This window comes from Dyadobacter sp. NIV53 (assembly GCF_019711195.1).
In the GTDB taxonomy this organism is placed as follows: domain Bacteria; phylum Bacteroidota; class Bacteroidia; order Cytophagales; family Spirosomataceae; genus Dyadobacter.
Genome location: NZ_CP081299.1, coordinates 4,196,750 through 4,222,952 on the forward strand (window position 1 = coordinate 4,196,750; position 26,203 = coordinate 4,222,952).

The following is a 26,203-nucleotide window of genomic DNA, read 5'->3' on the forward strand; positions in this document are numbered from 1 at the left end:
ACGCAAGACAAGAGCAAAACTATTGCGGCCCATTGCGTTTTACCATAACGTCAATTGCGGTAAGATGACATGAACAAAAATGGAAAAACAGGTTTTTGATTTCGGAATAAATACCACACGCAGGCATTTTCTATCCAAGCTTAGCTTGGGTTTGGGAAGTGCCGCGTTGGGATCACTGCTGATTCCCGATATGTTTAAAGGCAGCGGCGGCGATAGTGACATGAACGATCTGGTAGCGGGTTTGCCCCATTTTGCACCCAAGGCAAAGCGCGTCATTTACCTTTTTCAAAATGGCGCTCCTTCCCAGCTGGATCTGTTTGATTATAAACCGATGCTGAACAAAATGCATGGACAGGATTTGCCTGAATCCATTCGTGGCGGTCAGCGGTTAACAGGCATGACTGCCAATCAGGCTAAATTTCCTTTGGCAGGTTCAGTATTTAATTTTAAACAGTATGGAAAATCAGGAGCATGGATGAGTGAATTGCTGCCCCATATGGCCAGCATTGCGGATGATCTTTGCATTATTAAAACACTGAATACCGAAGCTATCAACCACGATCCGGCCTTGACATTTTTTCAGACCGGAGCGCAGGTAGGAAACCGGCCAAGCATGGGTGCATGGCTGAGTTATGGCCTGGGAAGTGAAAATCAGAATTTGCCCGGATTCTGTGTATTGCTTTCACGCGGAAAAGGTAATGGGCAAGGCGTTTATTCCAAATTATGGACAAATGGTTTTCTGGATTCTGTTCATCAGGGAGTACAGTTCAGCAGCGGGGAGAATCCGGTTTTGTATCTGAATGATCCCGAAGGAATGGATCGTAACCAACGCAGGAAAATGCTGGATAAGCTTTCAGAATTAAACCAGGGAACTTATGAAGACTTTGGCGATCCTGAAATTACAGCCAAAGTAAAACAATATGAAATGGCTTTCCGGATGCAAACCGCTGTTCCGGAAATTACTGATATGAGCAAGGAACCGGAGTCTATCGTTAAAATGTACGGCCCCGAATGTTTAGTTCCGGGTACTTATGCCGCCAATTGTCTTTTGGCAAGAAAGCTTTCTGAACAAGGCGTACGGTTTATTCAGCTTTATCATCAGGGCTGGGATAGCCATGGCGGATTGCCCAATGAAATAAAAGGACAATGTATGGACGTGGATCAGGCCTCGGCTGCATTGATTACTGATTTGAAACAACGTGGTTTGTTAGACGAAACACTGGTAATCTGGGGAGGAGAATTTGGCCGGACTAATTATTGCCAGGGAACTCTGACGAAAGATAATTATGGCCGCGATCATCATCCCCGGGCATTTACCGTATGGATGGCCGGAGGTGGAATCAAGCCGGGAATTGTATATGGCGAGACGGACGAATTTGGATATAATATTGTAAAAGATCCGGTGCATGTTCATGACTTTCACGCAACAATACTGAATCAGTTGGGGCTGGATCACGAAAAACTGGTATTCAAAAATCAGGGCCGCCGCTACCGTCTTACCGATGTAGCAGGCAAACTGGTAAAAGGGATTATTGCTTAAATGGATTCGACCTTAAAACCCTCACGACATTTTTTTTCAGATTGGAAAAAGCTGGTTTATAATCTGGCCTTTTTCCTGAATGGATTACTGATATTTCTTCTGGTTTTTGAGAACCGTTTTGTCGTTCCGATCTGGATGCAAGCCGTAGGCCGGATGCATCCGCTGGTTTTACACTTTCCATTGGTTGTACTTATGCTTTATGCATTCTGGACATTAATCGTTGAAAAGCAGGAATCATCAAGATGGAATGCAAGTTTGGCTGAAACCTTATTTTTAATCGGAACATTTACGGCTGTTATTGCTGCATTTTCTGGCTTTATTTTGTCACAGGAAGAAGGTTACGAAGCGGAAACATTATTCTTACACAAATGGCTTGGAATTGGGATTTCACTTGTAAGCATAATCTGGTATAGCCTGCGTGCATATTTTTTGCCCTGGAAAATTCCCTCCAAGCTGCTTGCATCTTCATTGATAATGCTTCTCCTTATTGGCGGACATTTAGGTGGGAACCTTACGCATGGTGAAGATTTTCTCATTTCCCCACTTCAAATTTCAACTGAAACTATCAGGAAAGTTCCTATCGAACAGGCGAAAGTCTATGATGACCTGGTACAGCCGGTTTTACAGCAAAAGTGTTATTCCTGCCATAACGCTGAAAAATCAAAAGGAAATTTGCAAATGCAAACCAGGGAATTATTAGCAAAGGGAGGAAAAAACGGAATACTTTGGGATACGACAAAAGCAGATCTGGGCTTGCTTTTAAACCGCGTTCATTTGCCGCTTGATGATAAAAAACATATGCCGCCGAGAGGAAAAGTGCAGTTGACGGATGAAGAAATTGTACTGTTAGCAGCATGGATTAAAGCAGGTTCAAGTTTTGATCAAATGGTTAGTTCACTTTCACCTCAAAATCCGGTTTATACTTATGCTGAAAATATACTGGGCGGAGGCCGTACCGAAGAAGAATACGATTTCAGCGCAGCAGATGCAGACAAAATTAAGGAACTGAATACGACCTACAGATTAATAAAACCACTTTCAGCAGAATCACCGGCTTTGTTTGTGAATTTTTATAACAGGGCAAATTTTAAATCAGAAGATATTGCCGCATTACTGCCATTGAAACAGCAGATTGTTTCAATGGATTTGAGCAAAATGCCCGTAAAAGATCAGGATCTGAAAACACTAGCCCAATTTCCTGAATTAAGAAAACTGATCCTGAATTTTACAGATATCCAGGGTTCAACTTTGGCTGAACTGAAAAAATTAGTAAAGCTGAGGGAGTTGTCACTTAGCGGAACTCCTGTAAAAATGACTCAGATTAAAACGCTTAAAGAAATACCGTCTTTAAAGAAGGTATATGTCTGGAGTACCGGGATTTCTACCGAAGAACTGGCTCAGCTGAAAAAGGAAAAGAAGATCAGTTTTGAAACAGGTTTTAGGAGTGATACGTTAATTCTTGCGCTAAATCCTCCAATTATAGAAAATGAAGACCAGATCATTTCAGGAAATACAACGATCCGTTTAAAGCATCAGATTCCCGGAACGACGATCCGTTATACGGATGATGGAACTGAACCTGACAGTAGCACATCATTGATCTATAATAAACCGATTTCCATTGTTAAAAATACCAAAATCACAGCGAAAGCATTTAAAAATGGTTGGTACGGAAGCAAGCAAGCCGACAAATTCTTTTTCAGATCCACTTATCATATCGACAGTGTCCGTTTGATCACAACACCTGATCCTAAATATCCGGCACAACGCGATGTTACAATTGCCAACGGCATTAAGAGTGATAATTCCAATTCAAGTGGCAAATGGCTGGGATACAGGGACAAAGATTTTCAGGCATATTTATTATTTAAAAAACCGGTGAAAGCACGGAGCGTAACTTTGAGTATGCTGAGAAATGTTGGAGGGTATATTTTCCCTCCTGTTCGAGTGGAGGTTTGGGGCGGAAAGGACGAGAAAAACCTGAAACTCCTGAAAGTGATAACTCCTCAAATGCCGGTAAAAGCAACAGAAAATGTGGAGAATCTTTCTATTGAGGCAGACTTCCCGTTACAGGAATTAAGTTGCATTAAATTGATAGCTAAACCATTGGCAAAGCTTCCAGCCTGGCATCCTGGTAAAGGTGAAAAAGCCTGGGTTTTTGTGGATGAGGTCTTTGTGAACTGAGGAAAGGGAAATGCCACAAATGCACGAATTAAAACTATTATTGTACAGGAAAAGTTTTGTAATTGATAATACTGCGATTTGGCTTAATGCTCTTCCTCCTTTTCTTTTATCAAAAAATCAGCGGCGTGTTTGGTTTGAATTTCTTTACGCAATCCATTTGCCCAATCAATCACTTCCTGTGATTCGGCTTGTGTTAATCTGGCTTCTTTGTGCATATTCGTGTAAGATTCCAGCGGCATCCAATGATCTGTCTGGGATTCTATAACTTCTTCGAGTTTATGATCCGCCCTTTTGGGTGGATATGCTGCAAATTCAGATAAATTAAAATGTCTTTTGCCGTCCTTGATATGGCCGTTTAGCCACCATGCAACAGGTTGAATGTTATTATACCAAGGATAAACCGTGTTGTTTGAATGACAATCCCGGCAAGCTTTACTAAGAATTGTTTTTACGTTTTCAGGAACCGGATAATGTTTTTCAATATCATTGGCTGACATTGCTGCTGATACATTTTTAGCAGGCCTGATAAACTGGATTAATACCAGGATGATCAATAAACCAGTCAGGATTTTCTTGAACATAAGAAAAAAATTAGATGTTAAATACTAATTAATCAAAAGGAATATGAACGTAAAATCAATCCGCCAACGATAGCACCCAGAATTGGCGCTATTACCGGAATCCAGCCATAAGCCCAGTCCGACGAACCTTTATTTGGAATGGGTAAAATGGTATAAGCCAACCGCGGGCCAAGATCACGGACAGGATTAATAGCATAACCTGTTGTGCCACCCAATGAAAGCCCGATGCTCCAAACGAGCATTCCAACCAGGTAAGGGGTAACCCCGGAAGGTATTCCACCTTTATCAGGGTCAGACGTGCCGGCATAACCTATTGCTACTACACCAACAATTAATAATAAGGTAGCAATAAATTCACTCAGGAAATTAGAGCCATAAGAACGGATTGCCGGACCTGTAGCAAAGCAGGCGAGTTTAGAACCCGGATCTTCCGTAGCTTTCCAATGAGGAAAATATTGAAGCCAAACCAGCATTGCTCCCAAAAATGCGCCGATCAATTGTGCTGATATATAAGGAACCACCGAGCCGTAATCATTTCTTAATACAGCAAATGCCACTGTTACAGCAGGATTCAGATGTGCCGCAGCGCTTCCAAAAGCATTCGCGGTAAATATTCCGATCATAACTGCAAAGCCCCAGCCGGCCGTAATGACGATCCAGCCGGCATTTTCACCTTTTGTCTTTTTAAGTACTACATTGGCTACAACGCCGTTACCTAATAAAATAAGAACCATGGTACCGACTAATTCTCCGAGAAAAGGGGATTGCTGCATGCGCTGATATAGAAGTTAAGGTTTGTTTGGCGAATATGCGAATAGTTTCAAAATTTCTATTACAAATACTAAAAGAATATTTCGTGTAGAATTTACCAGTTTTGGACGCCGAATTCTACTAACTTTGTCTGATAATCTATTTCTTTGTATTGAAAATCATGTCTTTAAATCAACTTACGGCGATTTCACCAGTAGATGGCCGGTATTACAAACAAGTATCCGAGCTGTCTGCATATTTCTCTGAGTACGCTTTGATTTACTATCGCGTCTATGTAGAAATTGAATATTTTATAGCACTCTGTGAAATTCCTTTGCCTCAGTTATCCGAATTTGATAAAAAGAAATATGCTTCCCTGCGAAAGATATATGAAGATTTTTCGGAACAGGACGCACTGCACATCAAGGATATTGAGAAAGAAACAAACCATGATGTAAAGGCCGTGGAATATTTCATTAAGGAGCAGTTTGATAAACTGGAAATTTCTGAATTTCAGGAATTTATACATTTTGGATTGACTTCTCAGGATATTAATAATACTGCCATTCCACTTTCCTTGAAAGATGCGCTGGAACGTCAGATCAAGCCATTATTCCGTCAGGTCCTGTTTGTTCTGAAAAGAATGTCCATCGAATGGAAAAATGTTCCTATGCTGGCTTTTACACACGGACAGCCTGCATCGCCAACCCGGGTTGGTAAAGAATTCCTCGTTTTTGTTGAGAGACTGGAAAGGCAGCTTGAAATGCTGGACAAAATACCATATTCCGGAAAATTCGGAGGTGCAACCGGTAACTTTAATGCGCATCATGTTGCTTATCCAAAAATGGACTGGATGGCATTTGCCAATCGTTTTGTGGAGGGTTTGGGATTAAAAAGAAGTCGCCATACCACGCAAATTGAACATTACGACAATCTTGCAGCAACATTTGACTGTTTGAAAAGACTGAATACGATCCTTACAGATTTGAACCGGGATATGTGGACTTACATTTCCATGGGTTATTTCAAACAAAAAATAAAGGCTGGTGAAGTTGGTTCGTCTGCAATGCCACATAAAGTGAATCCGATAGATTTTGAAAATTCAGAAGGAAATCTTGGCCTGGCTTCTGCCTTGTTTGAGCATTTTGCTGCAAAACTACCGATTTCGAGAATGCAGCGGGATCTGACCGATTCTACTGTATTAAGAAATATTGGTGTTCCGCTGGCACATCAGTGTATTGCGTTAAATTCTTTGATCAAAGGATTAGGGAAACTGGAATTGAATGGAGAAATTCTGAAAGCGGAACTGGAAGATAACTGGGCTGTTATTTCTGAGGCGATTCAAACTGTTTTACGCCGCGAAGGTTTTCCGAAACCTTATGAAGCACTGAAAGAATTAACACGTACCAATGAAAAAATTACGCATGATTCTATTTCCAGGTTTATAGAAACGCTGGATGTTTCGGAAGCAATCCGTGAAGAATTAAAAGAACTTACTCCTTTTAATTATCTGGGAATTGTAGAGGATTCGCATTGATGTTTTATAAAAAAGAAGTCAACTTTTCAAAAGTTGACTTCTTTAATTAACTCTTTTCAGCAATTTCTACTTTTATAAAGAGGATGGATATATGAGATTAGCTATTAACATTCCCCAGATAGATACTTTTTCAGACGACGAGCTGTATATGTTTTGTCGTGCCAATCCGGAATTACGTATTGAGAGAAATGAAAAAGGACAAATTGTAATTATGCCACCTACCGGAATAGAAACAAGTTTTAGAAATAGTGATTTAGTTACAGAAATCAATATCTGGAATCGTAAAACACGTTTGGGTAAGGTTTCCGATTTCAATGGTGGTTATACGCTTCCGGACAGTTCCATGAGAGCGCCTGATGTTGCGTGGATTTCTAATGAACGATTAGCTACGGTGCCATCTTCGGATCTCAAAAAATTTGCTCATGTTTGCCCCGACTTTGTTATTGAATTAATGTCAGAATCGGATGAGTTGACCGATTTGAAAGAGAAAATGAATAAATGGCTTTTGAACGGAGTCCGTTTAGGATGGCTTATTGATCCAAAAAGAAAGCAAACTTATATCTATCGTTTCGCCCACGACGAAAATGATGAAGTTGTATCATTTTCAGAAATCCTGAGTGGTGAAGAAGTTCTGCCAGGATTGGAAGTAAGAATTACTGATATTTTTTGAAAAAAGAAGTCAACTTTTCAAAAGTTGACTTCTTTCATTTATTCCAAACATAGTATCACCCGCACTTCGAAGAACCGCAGTCCTTGCAAGTCAGGCAACCTTCCTGATACATCAGATTGGTGGAATTACAATTCTGGCATTTCTGCTTTTTCACTTCTGTTCCGTCCGGTACATATCGTTTCAACGCACGGGCAACACCATTTTTCCAGGTATTGATGGATTCATCCAGTTGAAGGCTGCTGATCAGATCAACTACTTTAACAATTGGCATACCGTGACGTAATGTGCTGGATATCAATTTAGCATAATTCCAGTATTCCGGATTGAATTTGTGGGATAGACCTTCAATGGTCGTTTTATAACCACGCGTATTTTTATATTGAAAGTCATAACGAGAACTGCCGTCTGCTTCGCGGTTTTTAATGATCAAGCCTTCATTTACCCATCTTGGAATCAATATTCCATCTTCATCATCAGCAAAACCCGTAAAAATTTCATAAGGCTGATCGTCAATGATACCAATGAATGCGATCCATTTGTCTTTTTTGTTTTGGAAGCGAACCACATCTGCTTCCAGAGTCTGTGGCCTGATTGTTGGAAATGGCGTACGGTTAGTGGTCTCCGCTTCTTTTTCAGTATTGGCAATCAAAACGCCTGAACGGGAACCATCGCGGTAAACTGTAACGCCTTTGCAACCCGCTTTCCAGGCTTCCATGTAACACTCTCCAACCAGTTCCTCGGTTACATCATTCGGCATATTAATGGTTACACTGATTGAATGATCCACCCATTTCTGGATGGCTCCCTGCATTTTTACCTTATTGAGATAATTTACATCATTGGATGTCGCTTTGTAATAAGGCGATTTCTGCACCATTTCATCCAGTTCCTTCTGGTCATAATTGATGGTTGTGTCGAATCCGTTTACTTCCATCCACTGTTTGAAACGATGATGGAAAACCACGTATTCTTCCCATGAATCACCAACTTCATCTACAAAATCAACTCTTGCGTCTTTATCATTCGGATTGACTTTTCTTCTTCTTTTATAAACCGGCATGAAAACAGGTTCAATACCCGAACTTGTTTGTGACATCAGGCTGGTAGTTCCGGTCGGAGCGATTGTAAGCAAAGCAATGTTTCTTCTGCCATATTCCAGCATTTCGTAATAAAGCTGGGCATCAGCATCTTTCAACCGCAATATAAACGGGTTGTTTTTTCTCTTTCAGCATCAAATATTGTAAATGCACCTCTTTCTTTGGCCGTATTTACAGAACCTCGATAAGCTTCCAATGCAACCGTTTTGTGCACTTCGACTGCAAATTCAGAACCTTCATCACTTCCATAACGTAGGCCCAATGCAGCAAGCATATCACCTTCGGCTGTAATACCAATTCCGGTTCTTCTGCCTTCACGGGCTTTGGTCTGTATATTCAGCCATAGGTTACGCTCTGTACGTTTTATTTCATCGTCTTCCGGATCTTCATCAATTTTCTGAATGATTGCATCAATCTTTTCAAGTTCCAGATCAATGATATCATCCATCATTCTTTGTGCCGCACCTATGTGTTTTTTGAATAAATCCCAGTTAAATACGGCTTTCGGCGTAAAAGGATTTTCAACATAGGAAAAAAGATTGATGGCAAGCAAACGGCACGAATCATATGGACACAATGGAATCTCACCACATGGATTGGTAGAAACCGTTTTGTAGCCCAGATCAGCATAACAATCCGGCACAGATTCACGGATAATTGTATCCCAGAACAGAATTCCCGGTTCAGCCGAACGCCATGCGTTATGTACAATTTTTTTCCAAAGCGAATTAGCATCAATCTCTTCGCGGTGAGAAGGAGCGGAGCTGTTTATCGGATATTGTTGTACATAGGGAATTCCTGATTCAACAGAACGCATAAAATCATCGTCGATACGAACAGAAACATTGGCCCCAGTTACTTTACCTGATTCAAGTTTTGCATCAATGAAATCCTCAGAGTCAGGGTGTTTGATAGCAACAGATAACATCAATGCCCCACGGCGGCCATCCTGTGCTACTTCGCGGGTAGAATTGGAATAACGTTCCATAAATGGTACGATTCCCGTCGATGTCAATGCAGAGTTTTTAACCGGAGAACCTTTTGGCCTGATATGTGACAGATCGTGGCCAACTCCGCCACGTCTTTTCATCAACTGAACCTGTTCCTGGTCAATCTTCATAATACCTCCGTAAGAATCGGAAGCGTCTCCATTGCCGATTACAAAGCAATTAGATAAGGAAGCAATCTGAAAAGGATTTCCAATACCTGTCATTGGACTTCCCTGAGGAATGATATATTTAAAATCTTTGATCAGTTCAAAAATTTCATTCTCGGTTAATGGATTTGGGTAACGAACTTCAATCCTTGCTATTTCTCCTGCAATCCTATGATGCATATCATCCGGCGTTGCTTCATAGATAGCGCCATAAGAATCTTTTAATGCATATTTATTTACCCAGACACGAGCTGCAAGGTCGTCTCCTTTAAAGTAAATTAACGAAGCCTGATATGCTTCATCACTCGTATATGTGCGTTGAGTTTGAGTAGGTTGGGTTATTTCCATTAGTATATATGCTGTGTGATTTTCGACTTTGATGGGGTTGTAAATTTAACAATTTATTAATTTGTACGTTCGTTTATTATGAAAAGTTTACAAAAAAAAATTATAACTAATTAAAAATAAGATATTTAATTGTTTGTCATATAAATAAAGTTAACAAAAATAGAAGTTTATTGTCGGGTTTTAAGAAAAATTATGTAACACTTAAAAACGAAAAAAGAGACCAGCAATGGTCTCCTTTTCTTAAATTTTACAATTTTCCCTTTAACCTGTCTCCTTTATTTCGTTTTCAGATATTTATCTAAAAATTCAAGAGTCTTCTTAGAAGTTGTGATCTGATTTTCTTTCTTAACAAAACCGTGACCTTCATCGGGATAAACTACGTATTCAACCGGAACGCCATTCTTTTTTACACCTGCGACAATTTCATCGCTTTCTACTTTCAAAACCCGAACGTCATTGGCGCCCTGGAAAACGATAAGAGGTTTTTTGATTTTTTGGTAATTAAACAATGGGGATATACTTTTTAATCGAACACTGTCGGCAGTCGACGGATCTCCTAATTCATCATAAAGTGCCTTTCGTGCCGCCTCCCAATAAGGCGGAATGCTTCTGAGCGTTCGCAACCAGTTGGCCACGCCAAACAAATCGACACCAACTTTAAATTCATCCGGCTTGAATGCAAGAGCAGCCAAAACCATACAACCTCCGTAACTACCTCCATAAATCCCGATTGCACTGCTGTCGATATAATTTTGTTCCGTCAGCCATTTTTTGCCCCATACACAATCCTTCAAATCACCATTGCTGTGGTCTTTGTTATCCATTTTGTAAAAACCTTTTCCATAGCCGCTGCTGCCGCGATTATTTACAGCCAAAACCGCATAACCGTGATTCACCAGGTATTGAATCGAATTACTGAATCCAACACGGCTTTGTCCACCTGGCCCACCATGAACCCATACCAACGCAGCCGCTTTACTATCCTTGCTCGCTTGTAACGGTTTATAATAAATGGCAGGAATCTCTTTTCCGTCAAACGATTTAAATCTTACTACTTCTGCTTTTACAAGATCATTCTGGTCGATCATCTTATTTAAAGTGGACGTCAATTGTTTCAAATCCTGTTTCTCAATATTGTATGAATACAAATTGGCCGGGCTGGTGCTGCTTCCGACGGTCAGCAGTAAGTTTTTTTCAGAGTTGGAAATAATCACATTCAATACATCGGCATCTTTAATTTCCGGAAAACTTACTGCCTTTCCGGTTGCATGATCAAACAGAAGCACTTTATTTTTCCCATCATCATTGATGAAAATTGTGTGGTACTTTTCATTTTCACTCAGACTCATGTTTACAACATCCCATTTGTCCTCGAAAAATTTCTCTGCTTTTCCGCTCTTGATATTGTACTTGGTGATGTAGCTAAACTCGCTTCCGTCGCTGGTCGCGTAATACATAATGGTATCATTTTTCTCAAATGCCAGCGGAAACCAGGTTGCCTCATTGTCGTTGCTTAGGCGTTTGGTCGTTTTCGCAGTACGGTCGTACAAGTATAAGTCGTTTTTATCTGCCGTAATTTCTTTTGTCAGCGCCACATATCGCTCGCTTTTGCTTACCGCCGATGGACTGTAACCTTCTTTGTTTTCGTATAATAAAGTGGGTTTCCAGGACGCCGTATCCAGTTTCCATATATCAAAATACTTTGGATCGCGCTTGTTGCTGGTTACGTACATGGACTTTTTATCATCGCTCCATCCGGCAAAATTATTGGCGCTTTTTGGCCATGGAGTCAGATCTTTGGAAACTGAATCCGTTTTTGATCTCAAATAAAGATGTGCATTTTCGTCTCCGCCCTGATCCGCCGAATAGATATAATTGTCACTGTTAGGAAGATAATCAACCGCGAAAAATGATTCTTTTTTTGAAGTTGTGAGCGCCTTGGAAGTCGTATCGGCAACGTTCAATTCGTACACATTGAAGATTCCGGAGGCATTATTGCTAACTAATACTTTCGATTCATCGGAACTGAAACCGGCTGCAGAAACGGACAAGTTATTAGCTAGTTGTTCAATGGTATATTGTTTTGGCGTTCGGGGTTTATCCTGTTCACCCTTCTTGCCACAAGAACTTAAAAATCCGGCCAGAACGACCACGATTATCACTGACTTTGAATAGAGCATCTCTTTGGAAGTTTTAGTGAAGATTTATGTGAGGTAAAGGGATGAAGTGCAAATAGTTACTATTGAAAAATGGCTGGTTTTGATTAACCGGTCAGATTGGTTCTCTTGTCTTAGAAGTATCTATAAATTATCCATATTTTATCCATAAATCATGCCAAAACTTATGATTAGTTGGTTTTATCTCTCTTCCAATATTTTCAGCATTTGCTGGTTCAGGTATAATTTTTCCTTGCCCACCTTTACCGACTGTAAAAATCCGTTTTCTTCCAATTTCTGTAAATAGATACCCACTGTTTTTGCATTTCCGATGTTTTCATCTATCAAATGTTGACGTTTTGTGTACGGTAGTCGAAACAAAATTTCTATCAAATCTTTGGAATAGATTTTTGGTAGCTGTTGTTTGATTTCTCCTGCAATTTTCTCCATTGCCGCTGTGATCTTATTCAGTCGCTCCAATCCCCTGGTTGCAGTTTCTTCAATCATATCCAACATGTACAGAATATATGCTTCCCACTCATTTTTTTCAGTTACATCTTGTAATACTCGGTAGTATTCCGCTTTATTTTTGATGATGTATTCGCTTAAATAAATGGCAGGCGTATCCAGCAAACCCGATAGTTTGAGATATAGCAATAGTAAAATTCGTCCTGTTCTTCCGTTACCGTCGGCAAAAGGGTGTATGGCTTCAAACTGATAGTGCATCAAGGCCATTTTGATTAAGGGGTCAATGCTGTTGTCTTCATTGATGAACCTTTCCCAATTGGCCAGCTTTTCCCTGATTATGTCTTCTCCACCGGGCGGTGTGTAAATTACTTCACCACTTGAATTGCTTAGTGTTGTTCCGGGAATGACCCGAATGGAAGCGTTATTTTGTTTGATACACTGAACAATTTTTATACAAAGATTGGTAGTAATGAAAGGTTTGGTTTTCAGTTGTTCCAAACCAGACCAAAGTGCCTCTTTGTAGCTCAAAACTTCTTTTGTGGCAAAATCTTCCACTTTTCTGTCCGCTACCAGGGATTTGTATAGCTCATCATTGGTGGTAATGATATTTTCTACTTCGGAACTTGCCTTTGCTTCCTGCAAATATATAGTGTCCAAAAACAGCGTAGGATTGGGTAAATTGAGTAATGTTCCGTTCAGTTGAGCCAAGGATCTGCCTGCCGATATGGTTTTGCGGAGTATGTTTTTAGTTTCAATATCTGCCTTCGGTGGTAGCAGAGGCAGGTCGTTGTATGGTAAGTTTTTATCCAATATCCCCATATTTTCGAGAGTAAGTTTTACTCTTGTTTATAATACGAGAGTAAAAATATGAATAATTTACTCTCGTTCGATCAACAAAGGTAAATTTTACACTTGTTTTTTTGGAAGCGGAGGACAAGATTTTAGGACTGTTAAGCGTATTTGCTACTCTCGTCCTAAGATTTGTGTCATTTACCAGTCATCCCTTTGTCGGCTCGTAATAGAGCGTTACTGCGCCGTAATCAAAAGTTTTTGTTTTTATAAGTTTAAGTACAGTCCGGTCGCTTATGTTTTTGAATAAGGACAATCCGTTTCCTGCTATAACCGGATGAATACAAAGTTGATATTCATCAATTAAATGAAGTTCCGTCAGGCTTACAATCAAGCTAGGACTGCCGACTAAAATGTCTTTTCCTAATTGCTGTTTCAGTTCTAAAACTTCTCCTTTCAAATCGCGTTTTGCCACAATAGTGCTTTCCCATTCAACGTGATCCAGTGTATGGGAAAAAACAATTTTTGGAATTCTGTCTATGGCCACCGCAAATTCGTCCGTTGATTTGTCTCCGGTAGGATCTTTCAGCACCGTTTGCCAATACTCCATCAGTTGAAAGGTTATTCTTCCATACAGAATAGTACCTGAATTACTTAGAAGATCAGTATAATGTTGATGTAGTTCGTCATTTGCAATCCCTGCCGTATGATCGCAAATCCCATCAATTGTCATATTCATTGCTGCAATTAGTTTTCTCATGCTATTTGCTTAGTAAATCATTTGTAAATTCTTTTGATTGCTAATGGTTTTTAAGCAATATCGCCGGTTCAAACAACCGAAAAGCGTTTCCCAAGCTCGTTTTGTCCATGTTTTTCATTGAGGCAGGAGTTGTGCTACTGGTGGATTTGAAATATATGAAGGTTTGGCAACACCTTGTTAGCTGCTGGCGAGTTTTTTAGATTCATTTTTCTTCCAGCAATTTGTTCAGTTCATTTTCAAGTTGCTTCTTGTCTGGTAGATAAAACTGGTATTTGCTTACAAAAAGTTGATTACTAATGTTCTCGGTTGCGTATTCTACCAAAACGTGGTCTTTGTAGGCTCCCAAAACGATTCCAATAGGTTCATTATCACCCTCTGTGTTTACTTCTTTCTTGAAATAATTTAGATACAAATTCATTTGTCCTACGTCTTGATGCGTTACCTCACCACGTTTAAGATCAATCAATACAAAACATTTTAAAATTCTGTGGTAAAAAACTAAGTCCACATAAAAGTGTCTTCCACTTATTAAAATTCTGTATTGTCGTTTTTCAAACGTAAAGCCTTTTCCTAATTCCAACAAAAAGTTTTGTAGGTTTGAGATGATCTTCTCTTCCAATTCGCTTTCAAGATATTGGTGATTTTCGGGAATATTCAAAAATTCTAAAACATAAGGATCTTTCAAAATGTCCTCGGCTTTCTGAATTTCTTGACCCTTTTCCGAAAGTTTTAATACACCTTTTTTGTCTTTGCTCATTGCCAAACGGTGAAACAACATACTTTTCATTTGTCGTTTCAGTTCCCTAACACTCCAATTTTCCTTTTCAGTTTGTCTGGCGTAAAAGTTGATTTCAAGTTCATTGTCAGTGCGTAAAATCTCGAAATAATGGCTCCAACTCAAAACGTTAGACAGTGTCTCACTTTTTGGAAATGTTAAGTAAAGTTTCCTCATGTATAGCAAATTAGCTCTGCTGAAACCTTTTCCGTAAAGCTTTGTCAAGTCCTTTGAAAGTTCCTCAAAAAGGAAGCTTCCATATTCAGCCTTTTCTTTTCCGCCTTGTTCGTATTCTACAATGTGTCTTCCTATTAACCAATATGTTTGCACCAAAATGGTGTTTACCGATTTGGCAGCCTGTTCTCTTCCTTTTAGTAATAAATTACCAATTTGACTGATTAAATCATTATATTTTGATTGTGTTATTTCCATTTACAAGGTGATATATTTTGTATGATAGCAAAACGAAAGAAAAGATTCAGGAAGATACTTCGCTAGTTTGAGTTGAGCTGCTCATCCTCTGCATCTCCATTGTGTCGCCAAGCAACTTCACAGGCGAAGTATTCAGCGATCACAATTCTTATAATTAAAGTGCCCATCTCATCAATTGCTATGTATCTGTATTGGTCATCTTGAACATCAATCCAATCGTTTATAAGCACTTCAATATTTTTTTTATCACCATCATCCGACTTGAAAGTTATTTGTGTTAATAGTAGGCGTTGCATATTACGGGATCCTACCTCGCCAAATACCTGTTGAAAGTGAGCCGAATGGAACACCTCCTGGCTTTCCTGAGGGAGCGATGAAAGAGGGCCACACCAGAAATGATCTGGCTCGGTGCGACAAAGTTGACTGAGCTCAAAAGCTGCGTGTCCTCGCGCCAGTTTTAACAGCACATTGCAAACACGCTCCATTTCTGGTACAAAAGCAATTTGGTTGTTTACGTCGATTTTTGAGTTCTCAATACGTTGTCGAAGGGTAGGTGAGTTTTGCATAATATTAGCGACTGATGCTCTACGAATCTTTTTTGGGTCGGTTGAGCCACAAAGAGCACTTTCAATAAGGCATACAAAATATTGCTCATCCTTCGAAAAATCTTGATTACAAGAATCGCAGCAGCCTACAACAGGTAGATTGGAAGGGTAGGGCTTTTCAAGAAGGCATTTAGTTGGCACATGGTCGCGTGTTTCAGGAGAGCCGCCACAATAGATGCATCCACGAATCAATCGATCATCGGCGTAGCTATTTAGCTGTTGCATTGTATTATATCCAACGGTTTTGAGTATTGCCTCAGTAGTGCGTTTACAGCTGAAGTTGAATTGAAGAAGGGAAGTTAAGCTTTGTGATTATGTCCAATCGAATCCGTTCAACTCCTTTTGTTTTTGCCTATTTTCTTTATTCATTTTCTAGTGTTCCGTTTTTATAGTAAACAATTTCACAATCTTCTAAACGTTCTGCAAATCTAACAAAGCCGCCCAAACCAAGTTGTAGTCGTTAATTTCTTGATTTGTAAAGCCTCTAAGTTTTTCATCATCACGTCCAGCTCCACTCCAATGACCTTTAAATTCTATAACGACAATATTTTTATCATTAAATCCACGGTGATGTAAAATAATATCAGGAAAAATGCCATGCCTTAGATTAAAGCCTTCCATATTTTTTACATTTTCAATGTTACGATTGTAATCGAAATCAATAGTTAATTCCAAATCGTTGACGAATGAAGTTTGAGCAACTGATTCTGTAAAATAGAGTCCAAATCTAAATGCGCAGGAACGTTCATGAGCTCGTCTTTCAATCAACGAAAAATCATGCAGGTAAACTTGATTTAGAGCTGATGAAACGGCGCCTTTTATTTCTATTATTTCGTTTTCAGTTAGTATCAAAATTTTACATTTTTGGAATTAATAATATTGTTGTACACAGTATTGTACACTTACTGCTGATTCATCAACATATGAAAGCTTATTAGTACGTTTTTGTATTTATTAAGCAATTGGAAGTACCTCACCCCTTCGACAACTCCGTCGACCTCACCTGCGCCGCAATAATCCCCGCTTTCAAAGTCTCATCCAAATGCCCCGCTTCAAATTGCCTCAACGCCGCTTCTGTCGTTCCACCTTTTGACGCAACGGCTTTGATCAATTCGTCCAACGATTTATCCGCCGTATTAATCAAATGAAAAGAACCAAGCATCGTTTGTTTAACTAATAATGCCGCCACAGATTCTTCAAAACCCATTTGTTTTCCGGCTTCAATCATCGCTTTCACGACATAAAAGAAATAGGCGGGGCCGCTTCCGCTTAATGCAGTTACAGCATTCAATTGGTCTTCGTCTTCTAAAAACACGGAACGCCCGGTAGCATTGATTAAGTTTTCCACTTTACGCAGCTGATTGATATCTACTTCCGGAGACGCAGAATAAGCAGTAATTCCCATTCCAAGCATTGCGGGCGTGTTAGGCATCGCCCGGATAACGGCTTTGTGGTTGAGTGAATTTTGAATGATTTTTATTGTAATTCCTGCCATGATAGAAAGGACAACCTGTTTTTCTGAAATCACTTCTTTGAGCGCTTCTGAAACCGATGCGAAATCCTGTGGTTTTACAGAAAGTATAATTAAATCGTATTCAGCAATTTGTGGCCCTATTATACCGGTTATTATACCCGGCTGAAAACTATTCAGGCTGTCCTTGCGGTCAGCACTTTTTTCAACAAGCAGGAAATCTTCTTTTTTAACAAGATCAAATTTGAGGAATGCACGGGCAAAAGCCATGCCCATATTGCCGCAGCCGATAATTGCAATTTTCATTGTAAATAATAGATTGAAATTTTAAAAATTTAAGCCCGGATTCAGCTGCTATTCGCTGAACCGTTTTGAAATATGATATTGTTAGTTTTGATTTTAAGCGAATTACGTAACTTTTATACAAATAATAGTCTACGTACACACATTAGCTGTATCTATTATGGAATGAATTGTTTCGGTCACATGTTTTGCAGTATATCCTTTTAACTTCGGTTTATTGAGCGAACAATGCTATCTTTAAGTTTTGATCTCAAAAACAATATTTTGCTGAAATGAATTATTGTAAGGATATATTTTGAAAAATAACTATAATACATTTTTTTCGGTTCAGGAATTTTCCTGGCTGCCAAATTATCTTAGATTATTGTAATACTCCAATTATGGCTATAAAAGTTGCTATTTCACACAAGACAAAGTATAAATTTGACAGGAGTGTTTCACTTTCACCGCATGTTTTCAGGCTCCGTCCTGCCCCTCATTCCCGGACTGCAATAGAAGGATATTCATTTAAAGTTACACCGGAAAACCATTTTATAAACTGGCAGCAGGACCCGTTCGGCAATTATCAGGCAAGGGTTGTATTTCCTGAAAAAGCCACTGAACTGAGCATTGAAGTGGAAGTAATTGCAAAGCTTCAGGTAATCAATCCGTTCGATTTCTTTGTTGAAGAATATGCTGAAACTTTTCCTTTCCAATACGAGCAGGGATTGAGAAAAGAATTGGGTCCTTACCTGGAACCAAGGGAATCCGGTCCGAAGCTGATGCAATGGATAGAGGAAAACAAACCTGAAAAAGGCATTAAAATAGTTGACTTTCTTGTACACGTAAACCAGCGTGTTTTTAATTCTATCGGTTACAATATCCGGATGGAAGCAGGTGTACAGGCTTGCGAAGATACATTGACGATCAGGAGCGGATCCTGCCGTGACTCGGCCTGGATGCTTGTGCAGTTTTTAAGGCATTTAGGGATCGCGGCACGTTTTGTATCCGGTTATTTGGTTCAGCTTACTTCTGATATTAAATCACTGGACGGGCCTTCCGGGCCGGAACAGGATTTTACGGATCTGCATGCCTGGGCGGAGGCTTACGTTCCCGGTGCAGGCTGGATCGGATTGGATGCCACATCTGGGCTTTTAGCTGGTGAAGGCCACATTCCGCTTTGCTGTACGCCCGATTATGCAAGTGCAGCACCCGTTTCCGGAGCAACTGACGTGTGTGAGGTAACTTTTGAATTTGATAACAGTGTTTTCCGGATCCACGAAGATCCGCGCGTTACAAAACCGTATACCGAAGAGCAGTGGGCGTCAGTTATGCAGGTTGGCCACGATGTAGAAAAGGATTTGCAGGAAGGCGATGTGCGTATGACAATGGGCGGTGAACCCACTTTTATATCTATTGATGATTTTGAATCACCTGAATGGAACACCGCTGCCGACGGCCCTTTAAAACGACAGCTTGCATATGACCTTGCACTGAGGTTGAAAAATCGTTTCGCACATGGCGGGCTGTTACATTTTGGCCAGGGTAAATGGTATCCTGGCGAACCTTTTCCACGTTGGCAGTATGCACTCTATTGGAGGAATGATGGCATTCCCATGTGGAAAAATGATGATTTGGTAACGAAAGAAGGACAAACAAAATATACCTTCAAAGAGGCTGAATTATTTACCACAGAACTAACAAAATATTTAGGTATTGATACCAACAATATAACTCCGGCTTATGAAGACCCTATTTACTGGGCTATGGAGGAAGGTAAATTGCCGGTCAATGTCGATCCTTTAAAGGTAAATTTAAAAGATTCAATTGAGAGAAGGACTCTGGCCAAATTACTGGAAAAGGGATTGAATAATCCGGCCGGATTCGTTTTGCCGGTTAAATGGAATGAAAAAGGTAAACACTGGTCGAGCAGCGCCTGGGTATTCAAGCGTAATAATTGTTTTCTGATACCTGGTAATTCTGCCATTGGTTTCCGTTTGCCTTTAAAATCACTTCCCGAAGTTGCCAAGGAAAGAAGAGAGCAGCCAATTGAACGTAGTCTTTTTGAAGATTTACCTGCATTAATTGATTTCAGGCCTGGTGTTGAATCCCGGTATGGTACTGTAGCACCAGCGTATGAAGCTCCGGTCAATGTTTTAATTGAAGAGGAAGAAGACAAAGATTCAAAAGTCAAAAAGGAAAAGGTAGCTGAAAACGAATTGCTTTTTGATGTTCCGATCGTTAAAACAGCTTTGTGTGTTGAAGAGCGCGACGGTATTATTTACGTGTATTTGCCTCCGACAGATTACCTGGAACACTATCTGGATCTGATGGCTTCCATTGAAGCGACAGCAGAAAAACTGCAAATGCCTGTTCGTATTGAAGGTTATTCAGCTCCATCTGATACACGTGTTCAGAAACTAATTGTAACACCCGATCCCGGTGTTATTGAAGTGAATATACATCCGGCCAAAAACTGGCAGGAACTGGTTGACAATATCAGTGCTTTGTATGAAGAGGCATTCTTTTCAAGATTAGGAACGGATAAATTTATGGTTGATGGCCGCCATACCGGAACCGGTGGCGGAAATCACGTAACCATTGGCGGTGCAAAACCTGCTGACAGCCCAATCCTGCGCCGTCCTGATTTATTAAGAAGCCTGGTAACATACTGGCAGCATCATCCTGCACTAAGTTATCTTTTTGCCGGTCCGTTTATTGGCCCTACAAGTCAGGCGCCGCGTATTGATGAAGGCCGCGACGAGCGCTTGTATGAAGTGGAAATTGCTTTTGAACAAATTCCTGACGACGGTGAAGTGCCGTTCTGGATGGTTGACAGGATATTTAGGAATTTACTGGTAGATATTACCGGAAATACACACCGTTCAGAGTTCTGTATGGATAAGCTGTATTCACCGGATTCTGCAACAGGACAGCTGGGGATTCTCGAATTCAGGGCATTTGATATGCCCCCACACAAGCATATGAATCTGGTGCAGACATTGCTGGTTCGTGCTTTGATCGCTAAATTCTGGAAAGAGCCTTATAAACATAAACTGATTCGCTGGGGAACAGAATTGCATGACCGGTTTTTACTGCCGCATTTTGCATATCTGGATATGGTGGACGTTGTAAATGACCTGAAAGATGCCGGTTATAACTTTGACATATCCTGGTTCGACCCATTCTTTGAATTCCGTTTCCCTCATTATGGCGGTATTACGGTTGATAACATTCAGCTGGATCTGCGCCTGGGAATTGAGCCGTGGCATGTTCTGGGTGAAGAATTATCTAATTCCGGAACTGCCCGTTTTGTGGATTCCTCGCTTGAAAGATTGCAGGTAAAAATCAGTGGTTTTGTAGAAGGAAGACATATTCTGGTTTGTAATGGCTGCCGTGTGCCTTTACGCAGTTCAGGAATTAAGGGAGAATATGTTTCGGGTATACGTTACAAAGCATGGAATCCGCCGTCTGCATTACATCCGACTATCGGAGCAGATGCACCGTTGGTTTTTGATATTGTTGATACCTGGAATAACCGAATTCTAGGAGGCTGTACGTATTTTGTTTCACATCCCGGCGGGCGTAGTTTTGATACTTATCCGGTAAATAGTTTTGAAGCGGAATCACGAAAAATAAGCCTTTTCCAGGGATTTGGCCATACACCTTCTGCCAAACAGGAAGTACCAATCCTTGAAAAAAACACAGGAAGTGTTTCCAGATTTGTGGCTGAAACCAAGAAGGAAATGAAAATGGATACGCCTATTGAACTGATCAATCCGGAGTATCCGAATACATTGGATTTAAGAAAATACTGGCACGCCAAATAAATACGGGCTCAAACACTTTAATAACATTTAATAAAAAATTATGCTTACTGAGGCTTCCGTGAATCTTTTACAATCTTATCAAAGCGGACTTAACTCTTATGATGAAGTCCTGGATGTAAACGGTCGTGTGAAACCGCATTGGGATGCTCTTTTTTCTACTTTACAAAAACTTGGAATTAAAGAGCTTAAAAACAGAAATCTGGATATTATAAGTAAACTTCGGGAAAATGGGGTTACTTATAATGTGTATGAAGGAGCGGATGGGCTAAACCGTCCGTGGCAGCTTGATCCCATCCCTTTTCTCATTGAACAAAAAGAATGGAATTTAATTTCCAGAGGATTACAGCAAAGAGCTTTACTTCTGGATCTGATCCTGCGTGATATCTACGGTCCGAGAAATCTGGTAAAAGATGCTGTGATTCCCGCAGAACTGGTTTTTGACAATTCCGGTTTTTGCAGGCCATCCATGGATATTATACTTCCAAAGGACAAGCAAATTACATTATACGCGGCAGACATGGCGCGTGGGCCTGATGGACAAATGTGGGTGATGGATAATCGCACACAGGCTCCTTCCGGTTCGGGTTACACGCTCGAAAACCGGGTGGTAATGAGTAAGCTTTTACCCGAACTTGCTGACGGTATGTATGTCAGTAAGTTATCTCCATATTTCAATAGCCTTCAGAATACCGTTTTAAAGTTATCGGACAAGTCAAAAGATGCACCAAACATTGTTTACTTGACACCGGGACCGAATAATGAGGCATATTTTGAACACGCTTATCTGGCTTCGTATTTAGGATATACACTCGCTCAGGGTGACGATCTGATGGTGCGGAATGGCTGTGTTTACTTAAAATCCATTGACGGCTTACAAAAAGTAGATGTAATAATCAGACGGATTGATGATGACTGGTGTGATCCGCTGGAACTTCGTGAAGATTCCCGGCTGGGCGTTCCTGGATTGCTGCAGGCAATTCGTCTGGGGAATGTGCAGGTGCTGAACCCTCCGGGAACAAGTGTACTGGAAAATCATGCATTTCTGGCCTTCATGGACAATATTTGTATGTATTTTTTGGGTGAAAAACTGATTATGCCATCTGTGGCTACCTGGTGGTGCGGACACGCAAAAGAGCTGAAATATGTAGTAAGCCATATTGATGAGTTGATTATCAAGAAAGCAAACCGAAAGTCAAAATTCAGGTCGATATATGGACGGCTGCTTACGAGAAATCAACGGGAAGAACTGATCACGATGATCACCCAGCATCCGCGTGAATACATAGCACAGCAGGAAGTAAGTTTGTCTACTACACCATCCTTCATTGATGGCAATATCGTACCTCGTTATGCCGCTCTCAGAGCGTTTTTGGTAGCGGACGAAAAGGGCTACCACGTAATGCAGGGTGGACTTACGCGCAGTTCAGCGGTGAAAGACCGGTTTGTGGTTTCCAACCAGTACGGTGGATTATCTAAAGACACATGGATTGTTTCGGATAAAACCGAAGATATTCAGGAAAAAATAATACTTACTACTACCACATCTGTTAACAAACACATATCGCTTCCTAGCCGTAGTGCTGAGAATCTTTTTTGGGTTGGCCGCTATTGCGAGCGGATGATGGCAGTAATTAAGTTTATGAACATTACGATTAATGTGCTTAACCTGGACAGGAACTTTGGCGGTTCTGCAAAACAGGAACACATTAAAGTACTTCTTCAGTCACTAACGCATCTTTCTTCTACTTACCCGGGTTTTATTGACGAGGAGGATTTACTTTCTGATCCATACAAGGAAATTTTAGACCTTGTATCAAATAGTAACCGGCCTGGTACCATAGCCGCAAATATCGGTTCATTCCTGCAATCCGTAAGTGCTGTTCGCAACCAATGGGATCTGGAAATATGGCGAATTGTAGATTTGATAGATCATGGTTATCATGAAATTAAAAATGCTTCTCTTGTAAACAGCAGCAATATCCAGAAAACACTGGATGGACTTTACAATAATATGTTCATGTTTTTGGGCGTCATTTCTGAAAGTATGCCCAGGGATAACAGCTTTTTGCTGCTGGAAACTGGTAAGCTCATCGAGCGAATTTTGACCAGAGTTAGCGTAATTCAATCTAACTTTGGAGTAAAAAATGGAGAAAGCACTGAAAATGAACTGATCGAAGCTACGCTGATCAATCATCATTTGCTGGTAAATTACCGTCAGATTTATAAATCGCAGTTAAGTGTGGAAGCTATGCTGGATATGATTTTGCTGGAAAAAACATTACCATTTTCCATTGTATACATGCTGGATGAATTAAAGAGTAATCTGAATAAATTACCTTCTACAACACGTGGTGAAAGATTGAACGAAGCACAAAAATCAGTTCTGGAAGCATCTACGCTCGTAAAATTAGCTAGTATTTCTGCCCTGAGTAAGTGTAATCATGAATTGGAAAGAGCAGATCTGTTTGAGCTTTTATCGGAAGTTTCCAGATTGATCTCCTCTGTTTCTTTAACCCTGACAAACATGTATTTTAGCCACACTATGATGCAGCATTCTTTTTTTAATCCTTTGGAAAACGACAAGGATGAAATATAAACTGGTACATAAAACGGAGTATAAATATGCTGAGCCGGTAAATAATTACCACAGCCTGATATGTCTCACCCCGAGAACATTACCTAAACAGTTGTGTCGGGATTTTACGGTGAGTATTTCTCCGGAACCATCCCAGATCATAGAAAGAGTTGATTTTTATGGAAATACCACGCATTATTTTTCACTTCATTCGCCCCACAAAACACTTACTGTACTTACAACCAGCATTGTAGAATGCCTGACCGAAACAACCGGAATGCCGGTTATGCCTTCTTATGTAACATGCAGTGAAGCACGCCAGCGTTTTACAGAGGATCGTTCTCTCAAGATTTCTCTATTGGAATATATATTGCCAAGCCCACTGGTGAAATGGGACCAGGAAATACGGAGTTATGCGCAGGATTGCTTCATGGACGAACTTCCTCTTTATGAATGTGTACAGGTTCTTTGCAGAAAGATTTTTACTGAATTTGATTTTGTTCCGGATTTCAGCACTGTTCAAACACCGATCAGGGAAGTTCTTGCAGCAAAAAAAGGAGTTTGTCAGGATTTCTCACATTTGGCTATTGCCTGCATCCGCAGTTTTGGATTTGCGGCTCGTTATGTGAGTGGTTATCTGGAAACACTTCCTCCTCCCGGAAAAGCTAAATTACAGGGTTCGGATGCTTCACATGCCTGGATATCTGTTTTTATACCTGATTATGGCTGGTGTGATTTTGACCCTACCAATAATGTTGTTCCCGGAGAGCGGCATATTATAACAGCATGGGGACGGGATTACAGCGATGTACCGCCATTGAAAGGAATTATATTCAGTTATGGAAAACATGCACTTGAAGTAAAGGTAGACGTAATTCCTCTGCAATGAACCACTAAACCTGCTATCCTTTATAAATTTAACAGAATGCTTCTTTGAAACAATTTGAGAATTGACCTTGATTCTCTAATTTTACCTGATCGTTTTGAAATCAGTACACAAAATCTTTTTTGATGTTACCATTCAAAGAAGTTTATCAATTAATATGGTGACATTAGGAAAGGTCTCGTCTTTGGAATTAAATAATTATAAAATTACGGATGAAAGAAATCGCATTTAGAGATGCCATTCGCGACGCCATGTCGGAAGAGATGCGTCTGGACAAAAGTATATTCCTGATGGGTGAGGAAGTTGCCGAATATAATGGTGCATACAAAGCAAGTCAGGGAATGCTGGATGAATTTGGACCGGATCGCATTATCGACACTCCGATTGCAGAACTTGGCTTTGCAGGTATTGCGGTAGGAGCAGCAGCAAATGGATTAAGGCCAATTGTTGAATTCATGACTTTCAACTTTTCATTGGTTGCAATTGACCAGATTATTAATAGTGCTGCTAAAATACTTTCTATGTCTGCCGGACAATTCGGCTGTCCAATCGTATTCCGTGGCCCGACTGGTAACGCAGGACAGCTTGGTGCACAGCATTCGCAAAATTTTGAAAACTGGTTTGCTAATACACCTGGTTTAAAAGTAGTGGTTCCTTCCAATCCATATGATGCGAAAGGACTGTTGAAAGCTTCTATCCGTGATAACAACCCGGTTATCTTCATGGAGTCGGAAGTAATGTATGGAGATAAAATGCAGGTTCCGGAAGAGGAATATATCATTCCATTAGGAAAAGCTGATATCAAACGTCCGGGAAAAGATGTTACCATTGTTTCGTTTGGTAAAATGATTCCCCGTGTAGTTATGCCGGCCGTTTTACAGCTCGAAAAAGAAGGAATTGATGTGGAAGTGATCGATTTAAGAACAGTTCGGCCTATTGATTATCCTGCTATTATTGAGTCGGTAAAGAAAACGAACCGTTGTGTGGTTGTTGAAGAAGCATGGCCATTGGCATCTATTTCAACTGAAATTACCTATCACATTCAGCGTCACGCATTTGACTATATGGACTCGCCGGTAATTCGTGTTACCAACCGTGATGTGCCTTTGCCTTATGCACCAACATTGATCGAAGAGATTCTTCCTAATGTAAAACGTGTGGTAGAAGCTGTTAAATCTGTGATGTACAAATAATTATTTTGAATATGAGCAAAGCCATTTCCTGTAAAAGGTTGTGGCTTTGTTGTTTATAGAGAAGGATTATTAATCATCTGTTACTTTAACAGACTTTTTAAATAAAATTATTCTGAAA

19 protein-coding genes are annotated in these 26,203 nt (G+C 40.2%); 8 read left to right on the forward strand and 11 right to left on the reverse strand.

What is annotated here, in order from left to right; genetic code table 11:
• The first annotated feature begins 79 nt into the window (after positions 1-79).
• Together KZC02_RS17175 and KZC02_RS17180 are read left to right on the forward strand one after the other, a co-directional pair.
• Positions 80-1,540 carry a DUF1501 domain-containing protein gene (locus tag KZC02_RS17175; RefSeq protein WP_221389834.1) on the forward strand — a complete coding sequence of 487 codons (1,461 nt, stop codon included), beginning with the start codon at positions 80-82 and terminating at the stop codon, positions 1,538-1,540.
• Positions 1,541-3,724 carry a chitobiase/beta-hexosaminidase C-terminal domain-containing protein gene (locus KZC02_RS17180; protein ID WP_221389835.1) on the forward strand — a complete coding sequence of 728 codons (2,184 nt, stop codon included), beginning with the start codon at positions 1,541-1,543 and terminating at the stop codon, positions 3,722-3,724.
• Between the two features lie 83 nt (positions 3,725-3,807).
• On the opposite strand, the gene KZC02_RS17185 is transcribed toward KZC02_RS17180, so the two are convergent.
• Together KZC02_RS17185 and KZC02_RS17190 are read right to left on the reverse strand one after the other, a co-directional pair.
• Positions 3,808-4,305, reverse strand: a complete 498-nt coding sequence (locus KZC02_RS17185) for a heme-binding domain-containing protein (protein ID WP_221389836.1) — start codon at positions 4,303-4,305, stop codon at positions 3,808-3,810.
• 32 nt (positions 4,306-4,337) lie between these two features.
• The gene (locus KZC02_RS17190) at positions 4,338-5,078 is read right to left on the reverse strand and encodes an MIP/aquaporin family protein (RefSeq protein WP_221389837.1); all 741 of its coding nucleotides are present in this window, start codon (positions 5,076-5,078) and stop codon (positions 4,338-4,340) included.
• A gap of 158 nt (positions 5,079-5,236) precedes the next feature.
• Here KZC02_RS17190 and purB point away from each other — a divergent pair, with 158 nt between their 5' ends.
• Entirely contained in the window at positions 5,237-6,592 is a 1,356-nt protein-coding gene (purB, locus tag KZC02_RS17195) for an adenylosuccinate lyase (RefSeq protein ID WP_221389838.1), read from the forward strand.
• Between the two features lie 91 nt (positions 6,593-6,683).
• On the forward strand, positions 6,684-7,262 hold the full coding sequence (locus KZC02_RS17200; protein WP_221389839.1) for a Uma2 family endonuclease: 579 nt from the start codon (positions 6,684-6,686) through the stop codon (positions 7,260-7,262).
• A 55-nt stretch (positions 7,263-7,317) separates the two neighbouring features.
• Here KZC02_RS17200 and KZC02_RS32515 read toward each other — a convergent pair whose 3' ends face one another.
• The 9 genes from KZC02_RS32515 to proC all read right to left on the reverse strand — a co-directional run bounded on the left by KZC02_RS32515 (position 7,318) and on the right by proC (position 17,625).
• Positions 7,318-8,463, reverse strand: coding sequence for a hypothetical protein (locus KZC02_RS32515; RefSeq protein ID WP_255636871.1), 1,146 nt, complete (start codon positions 8,461-8,463; stop codon positions 7,318-7,320).
• The gene (locus KZC02_RS32520) at positions 8,454-9,863 is read right to left on the reverse strand and encodes a ribonucleotide reductase N-terminal alpha domain-containing protein (protein ID WP_255636872.1); all 1,410 of its coding nucleotides are present in this window, start codon (positions 9,861-9,863) and stop codon (positions 8,454-8,456) included. The genes KZC02_RS32515 and KZC02_RS32520 overlap by 10 nt, the downstream gene beginning before the upstream one ends.
• 275 nt (positions 9,864-10,138) lie before the next feature.
• Complete coding sequence (locus tag KZC02_RS17210) at positions 10,139-12,043, reverse strand: alpha/beta fold hydrolase (protein ID WP_221389840.1); 1,905 nt, start codon at positions 12,041-12,043, stop codon at positions 10,139-10,141.
• A 177-nt stretch (positions 12,044-12,220) separates the two neighbouring features.
• A complete protein-coding gene (locus tag KZC02_RS17215; protein ID WP_221389841.1) occupies positions 12,221-13,306 on the reverse strand; it encodes a Fic family protein in 1,086 nt (361 codons plus the stop codon).
• A gap of 178 nt (positions 13,307-13,484) precedes the next feature.
• Positions 13,485-14,036 (reverse strand): dihydrofolate reductase family protein, encoded by a 552-nt coding sequence (locus KZC02_RS17220; protein WP_221389842.1) that lies wholly within the window; start codon positions 14,034-14,036, stop codon positions 13,485-13,487.
• 202 nt (positions 14,037-14,238) lie between these two features.
• Positions 14,239-15,243 (reverse strand): YhcG family protein, encoded by a 1,005-nt coding sequence (locus KZC02_RS17225; protein WP_221389843.1) that lies wholly within the window; start codon positions 15,241-15,243, stop codon positions 14,239-14,241.
• Positions 15,244-15,305: 62 nt separating this feature from the next.
• On the reverse strand, positions 15,306-16,073 hold the full coding sequence (locus KZC02_RS17230; protein WP_221389844.1) for a hypothetical protein: 768 nt from the start codon (positions 16,071-16,073) through the stop codon (positions 15,306-15,308).
• A 186-nt stretch (positions 16,074-16,259) separates the two neighbouring features.
• A complete protein-coding gene (locus tag KZC02_RS17235) occupies positions 16,260-16,700 on the reverse strand; it encodes a hypothetical protein (RefSeq protein WP_221389845.1) in 441 nt (146 codons plus the stop codon).
• Between the two features lie 121 nt (positions 16,701-16,821).
• Positions 16,822-17,625, reverse strand: a complete 804-nt coding sequence (gene proC, locus KZC02_RS17240) for a pyrroline-5-carboxylate reductase (protein WP_221389846.1) — start codon at positions 17,623-17,625, stop codon at positions 16,822-16,824.
• Positions 17,626-18,002: 377 nt separating this feature from the next.
• Here proC and KZC02_RS17245 point away from each other — a divergent pair, with 377 nt between their 5' ends.
• From KZC02_RS17245 to KZC02_RS17260, 4 genes are all read left to right on the forward strand, one after another.
• Entirely contained in the window at positions 18,003-21,431 is a 3,429-nt protein-coding gene (locus KZC02_RS17245) for a DUF2126 domain-containing protein (RefSeq protein WP_221389847.1), read from the forward strand.
• Positions 21,432-21,471: 40 nt separating this feature from the next.
• Entirely contained in the window at positions 21,472-24,027 is a 2,556-nt protein-coding gene (locus tag KZC02_RS17250; RefSeq protein WP_221389848.1) for a circularly permuted type 2 ATP-grasp protein, read from the forward strand.
• Entirely contained in the window at positions 24,017-24,895 is an 879-nt protein-coding gene (locus KZC02_RS17255; protein WP_221389849.1) for a transglutaminase family protein, read from the forward strand. Before KZC02_RS17250 ends, KZC02_RS17255 begins: the two co-directional genes overlap by 11 nt.
• 209 nt (positions 24,896-25,104) lie before the next feature.
• On the forward strand, positions 25,105-26,085 hold the full coding sequence (locus tag KZC02_RS17260; RefSeq protein WP_221389850.1) for a pyruvate dehydrogenase complex E1 component subunit beta: 981 nt from the start codon (positions 25,105-25,107) through the stop codon (positions 26,083-26,085).
• Positions 26,086-26,203 lie beyond the last annotated feature (118 nt).

What these genes read in the sequence shown, in the direction of transcription:
- KZC02_RS17175 (WP_221389834.1), top strand. Translation starts at nt 80, where the DNA reads ATGGAAAAACAGGTTTTTGATTTCGGAATAAATACCACACGCAGGCAT.
- KZC02_RS17225 (WP_221389843.1), bottom strand. Translation starts at nt 15,243, where the DNA reads ATGGAAATAACACAATCAAAATATAATGATTTAATCAGTCAAATTGGT.
- KZC02_RS17230 (WP_221389844.1), bottom strand. Translation starts at nt 16,073, where the DNA reads ATGCAACAGCTAAATAGCTACGCCGATGATCGATTGATTCGTGGATGC.
- KZC02_RS17185 (WP_221389836.1), bottom strand. Translation starts at nt 4,305, where the DNA reads ATGTTCAAGAAAATCCTGACTGGTTTATTGATCATCCTGGTATTAATC.
- KZC02_RS17260 (WP_221389850.1), top strand. Translation starts at nt 25,105, where the DNA reads ATGAAAGAAATCGCATTTAGAGATGCCATTCGCGACGCCATGTCGGAA.
- KZC02_RS17180 (WP_221389835.1), top strand. Translation starts at nt 1,541, where the DNA reads ATGGATTCGACCTTAAAACCCTCACGACATTTTTTTTCAGATTGGAAA.
- purB (WP_221389838.1), top strand. Translation starts at nt 5,237, where the DNA reads ATGTCTTTAAATCAACTTACGGCGATTTCACCAGTAGATGGCCGGTAT.
- KZC02_RS17215 (WP_221389841.1), bottom strand. Translation starts at nt 13,306, where the DNA reads ATGGGGATATTGGATAAAAACTTACCATACAACGACCTGCCTCTGCTA.
- KZC02_RS17210 (WP_221389840.1), bottom strand. Translation starts at nt 12,043, where the DNA reads ATGCTCTATTCAAAGTCAGTGATAATCGTGGTCGTTCTGGCCGGATTT.
- proC (WP_221389846.1), bottom strand. Translation starts at nt 17,625, where the DNA reads ATGAAAATTGCAATTATCGGCTGCGGCAATATGGGCATGGCTTTTGCC.
- KZC02_RS32520 (WP_255636872.1), bottom strand. Translation starts at nt 9,863, where the DNA reads ATGGAAATAACCCAACCTACTCAAACTCAACGCACATATACGAGTGAT.
- KZC02_RS17190 (WP_221389837.1), bottom strand. Translation starts at nt 5,078, where the DNA reads ATGCAGCAATCCCCTTTTCTCGGAGAATTAGTCGGTACCATGGTTCTT.
- KZC02_RS17220 (WP_221389842.1), bottom strand. Translation starts at nt 14,036, where the DNA reads ATGAGAAAACTAATTGCAGCAATGAATATGACAATTGATGGGATTTGC.
- KZC02_RS17200 (WP_221389839.1), top strand. Translation starts at nt 6,684, where the DNA reads ATGAGATTAGCTATTAACATTCCCCAGATAGATACTTTTTCAGACGAC.
- KZC02_RS17245 (WP_221389847.1), top strand. Translation starts at nt 18,003, where the DNA reads ATGGCTATAAAAGTTGCTATTTCACACAAGACAAAGTATAAATTTGAC.
- KZC02_RS17255 (WP_221389849.1), top strand. Translation starts at nt 24,017, where the DNA reads ATGAAATATAAACTGGTACATAAAACGGAGTATAAATATGCTGAGCCG.
- KZC02_RS17250 (WP_221389848.1), top strand. Translation starts at nt 21,472, where the DNA reads ATGCTTACTGAGGCTTCCGTGAATCTTTTACAATCTTATCAAAGCGGA.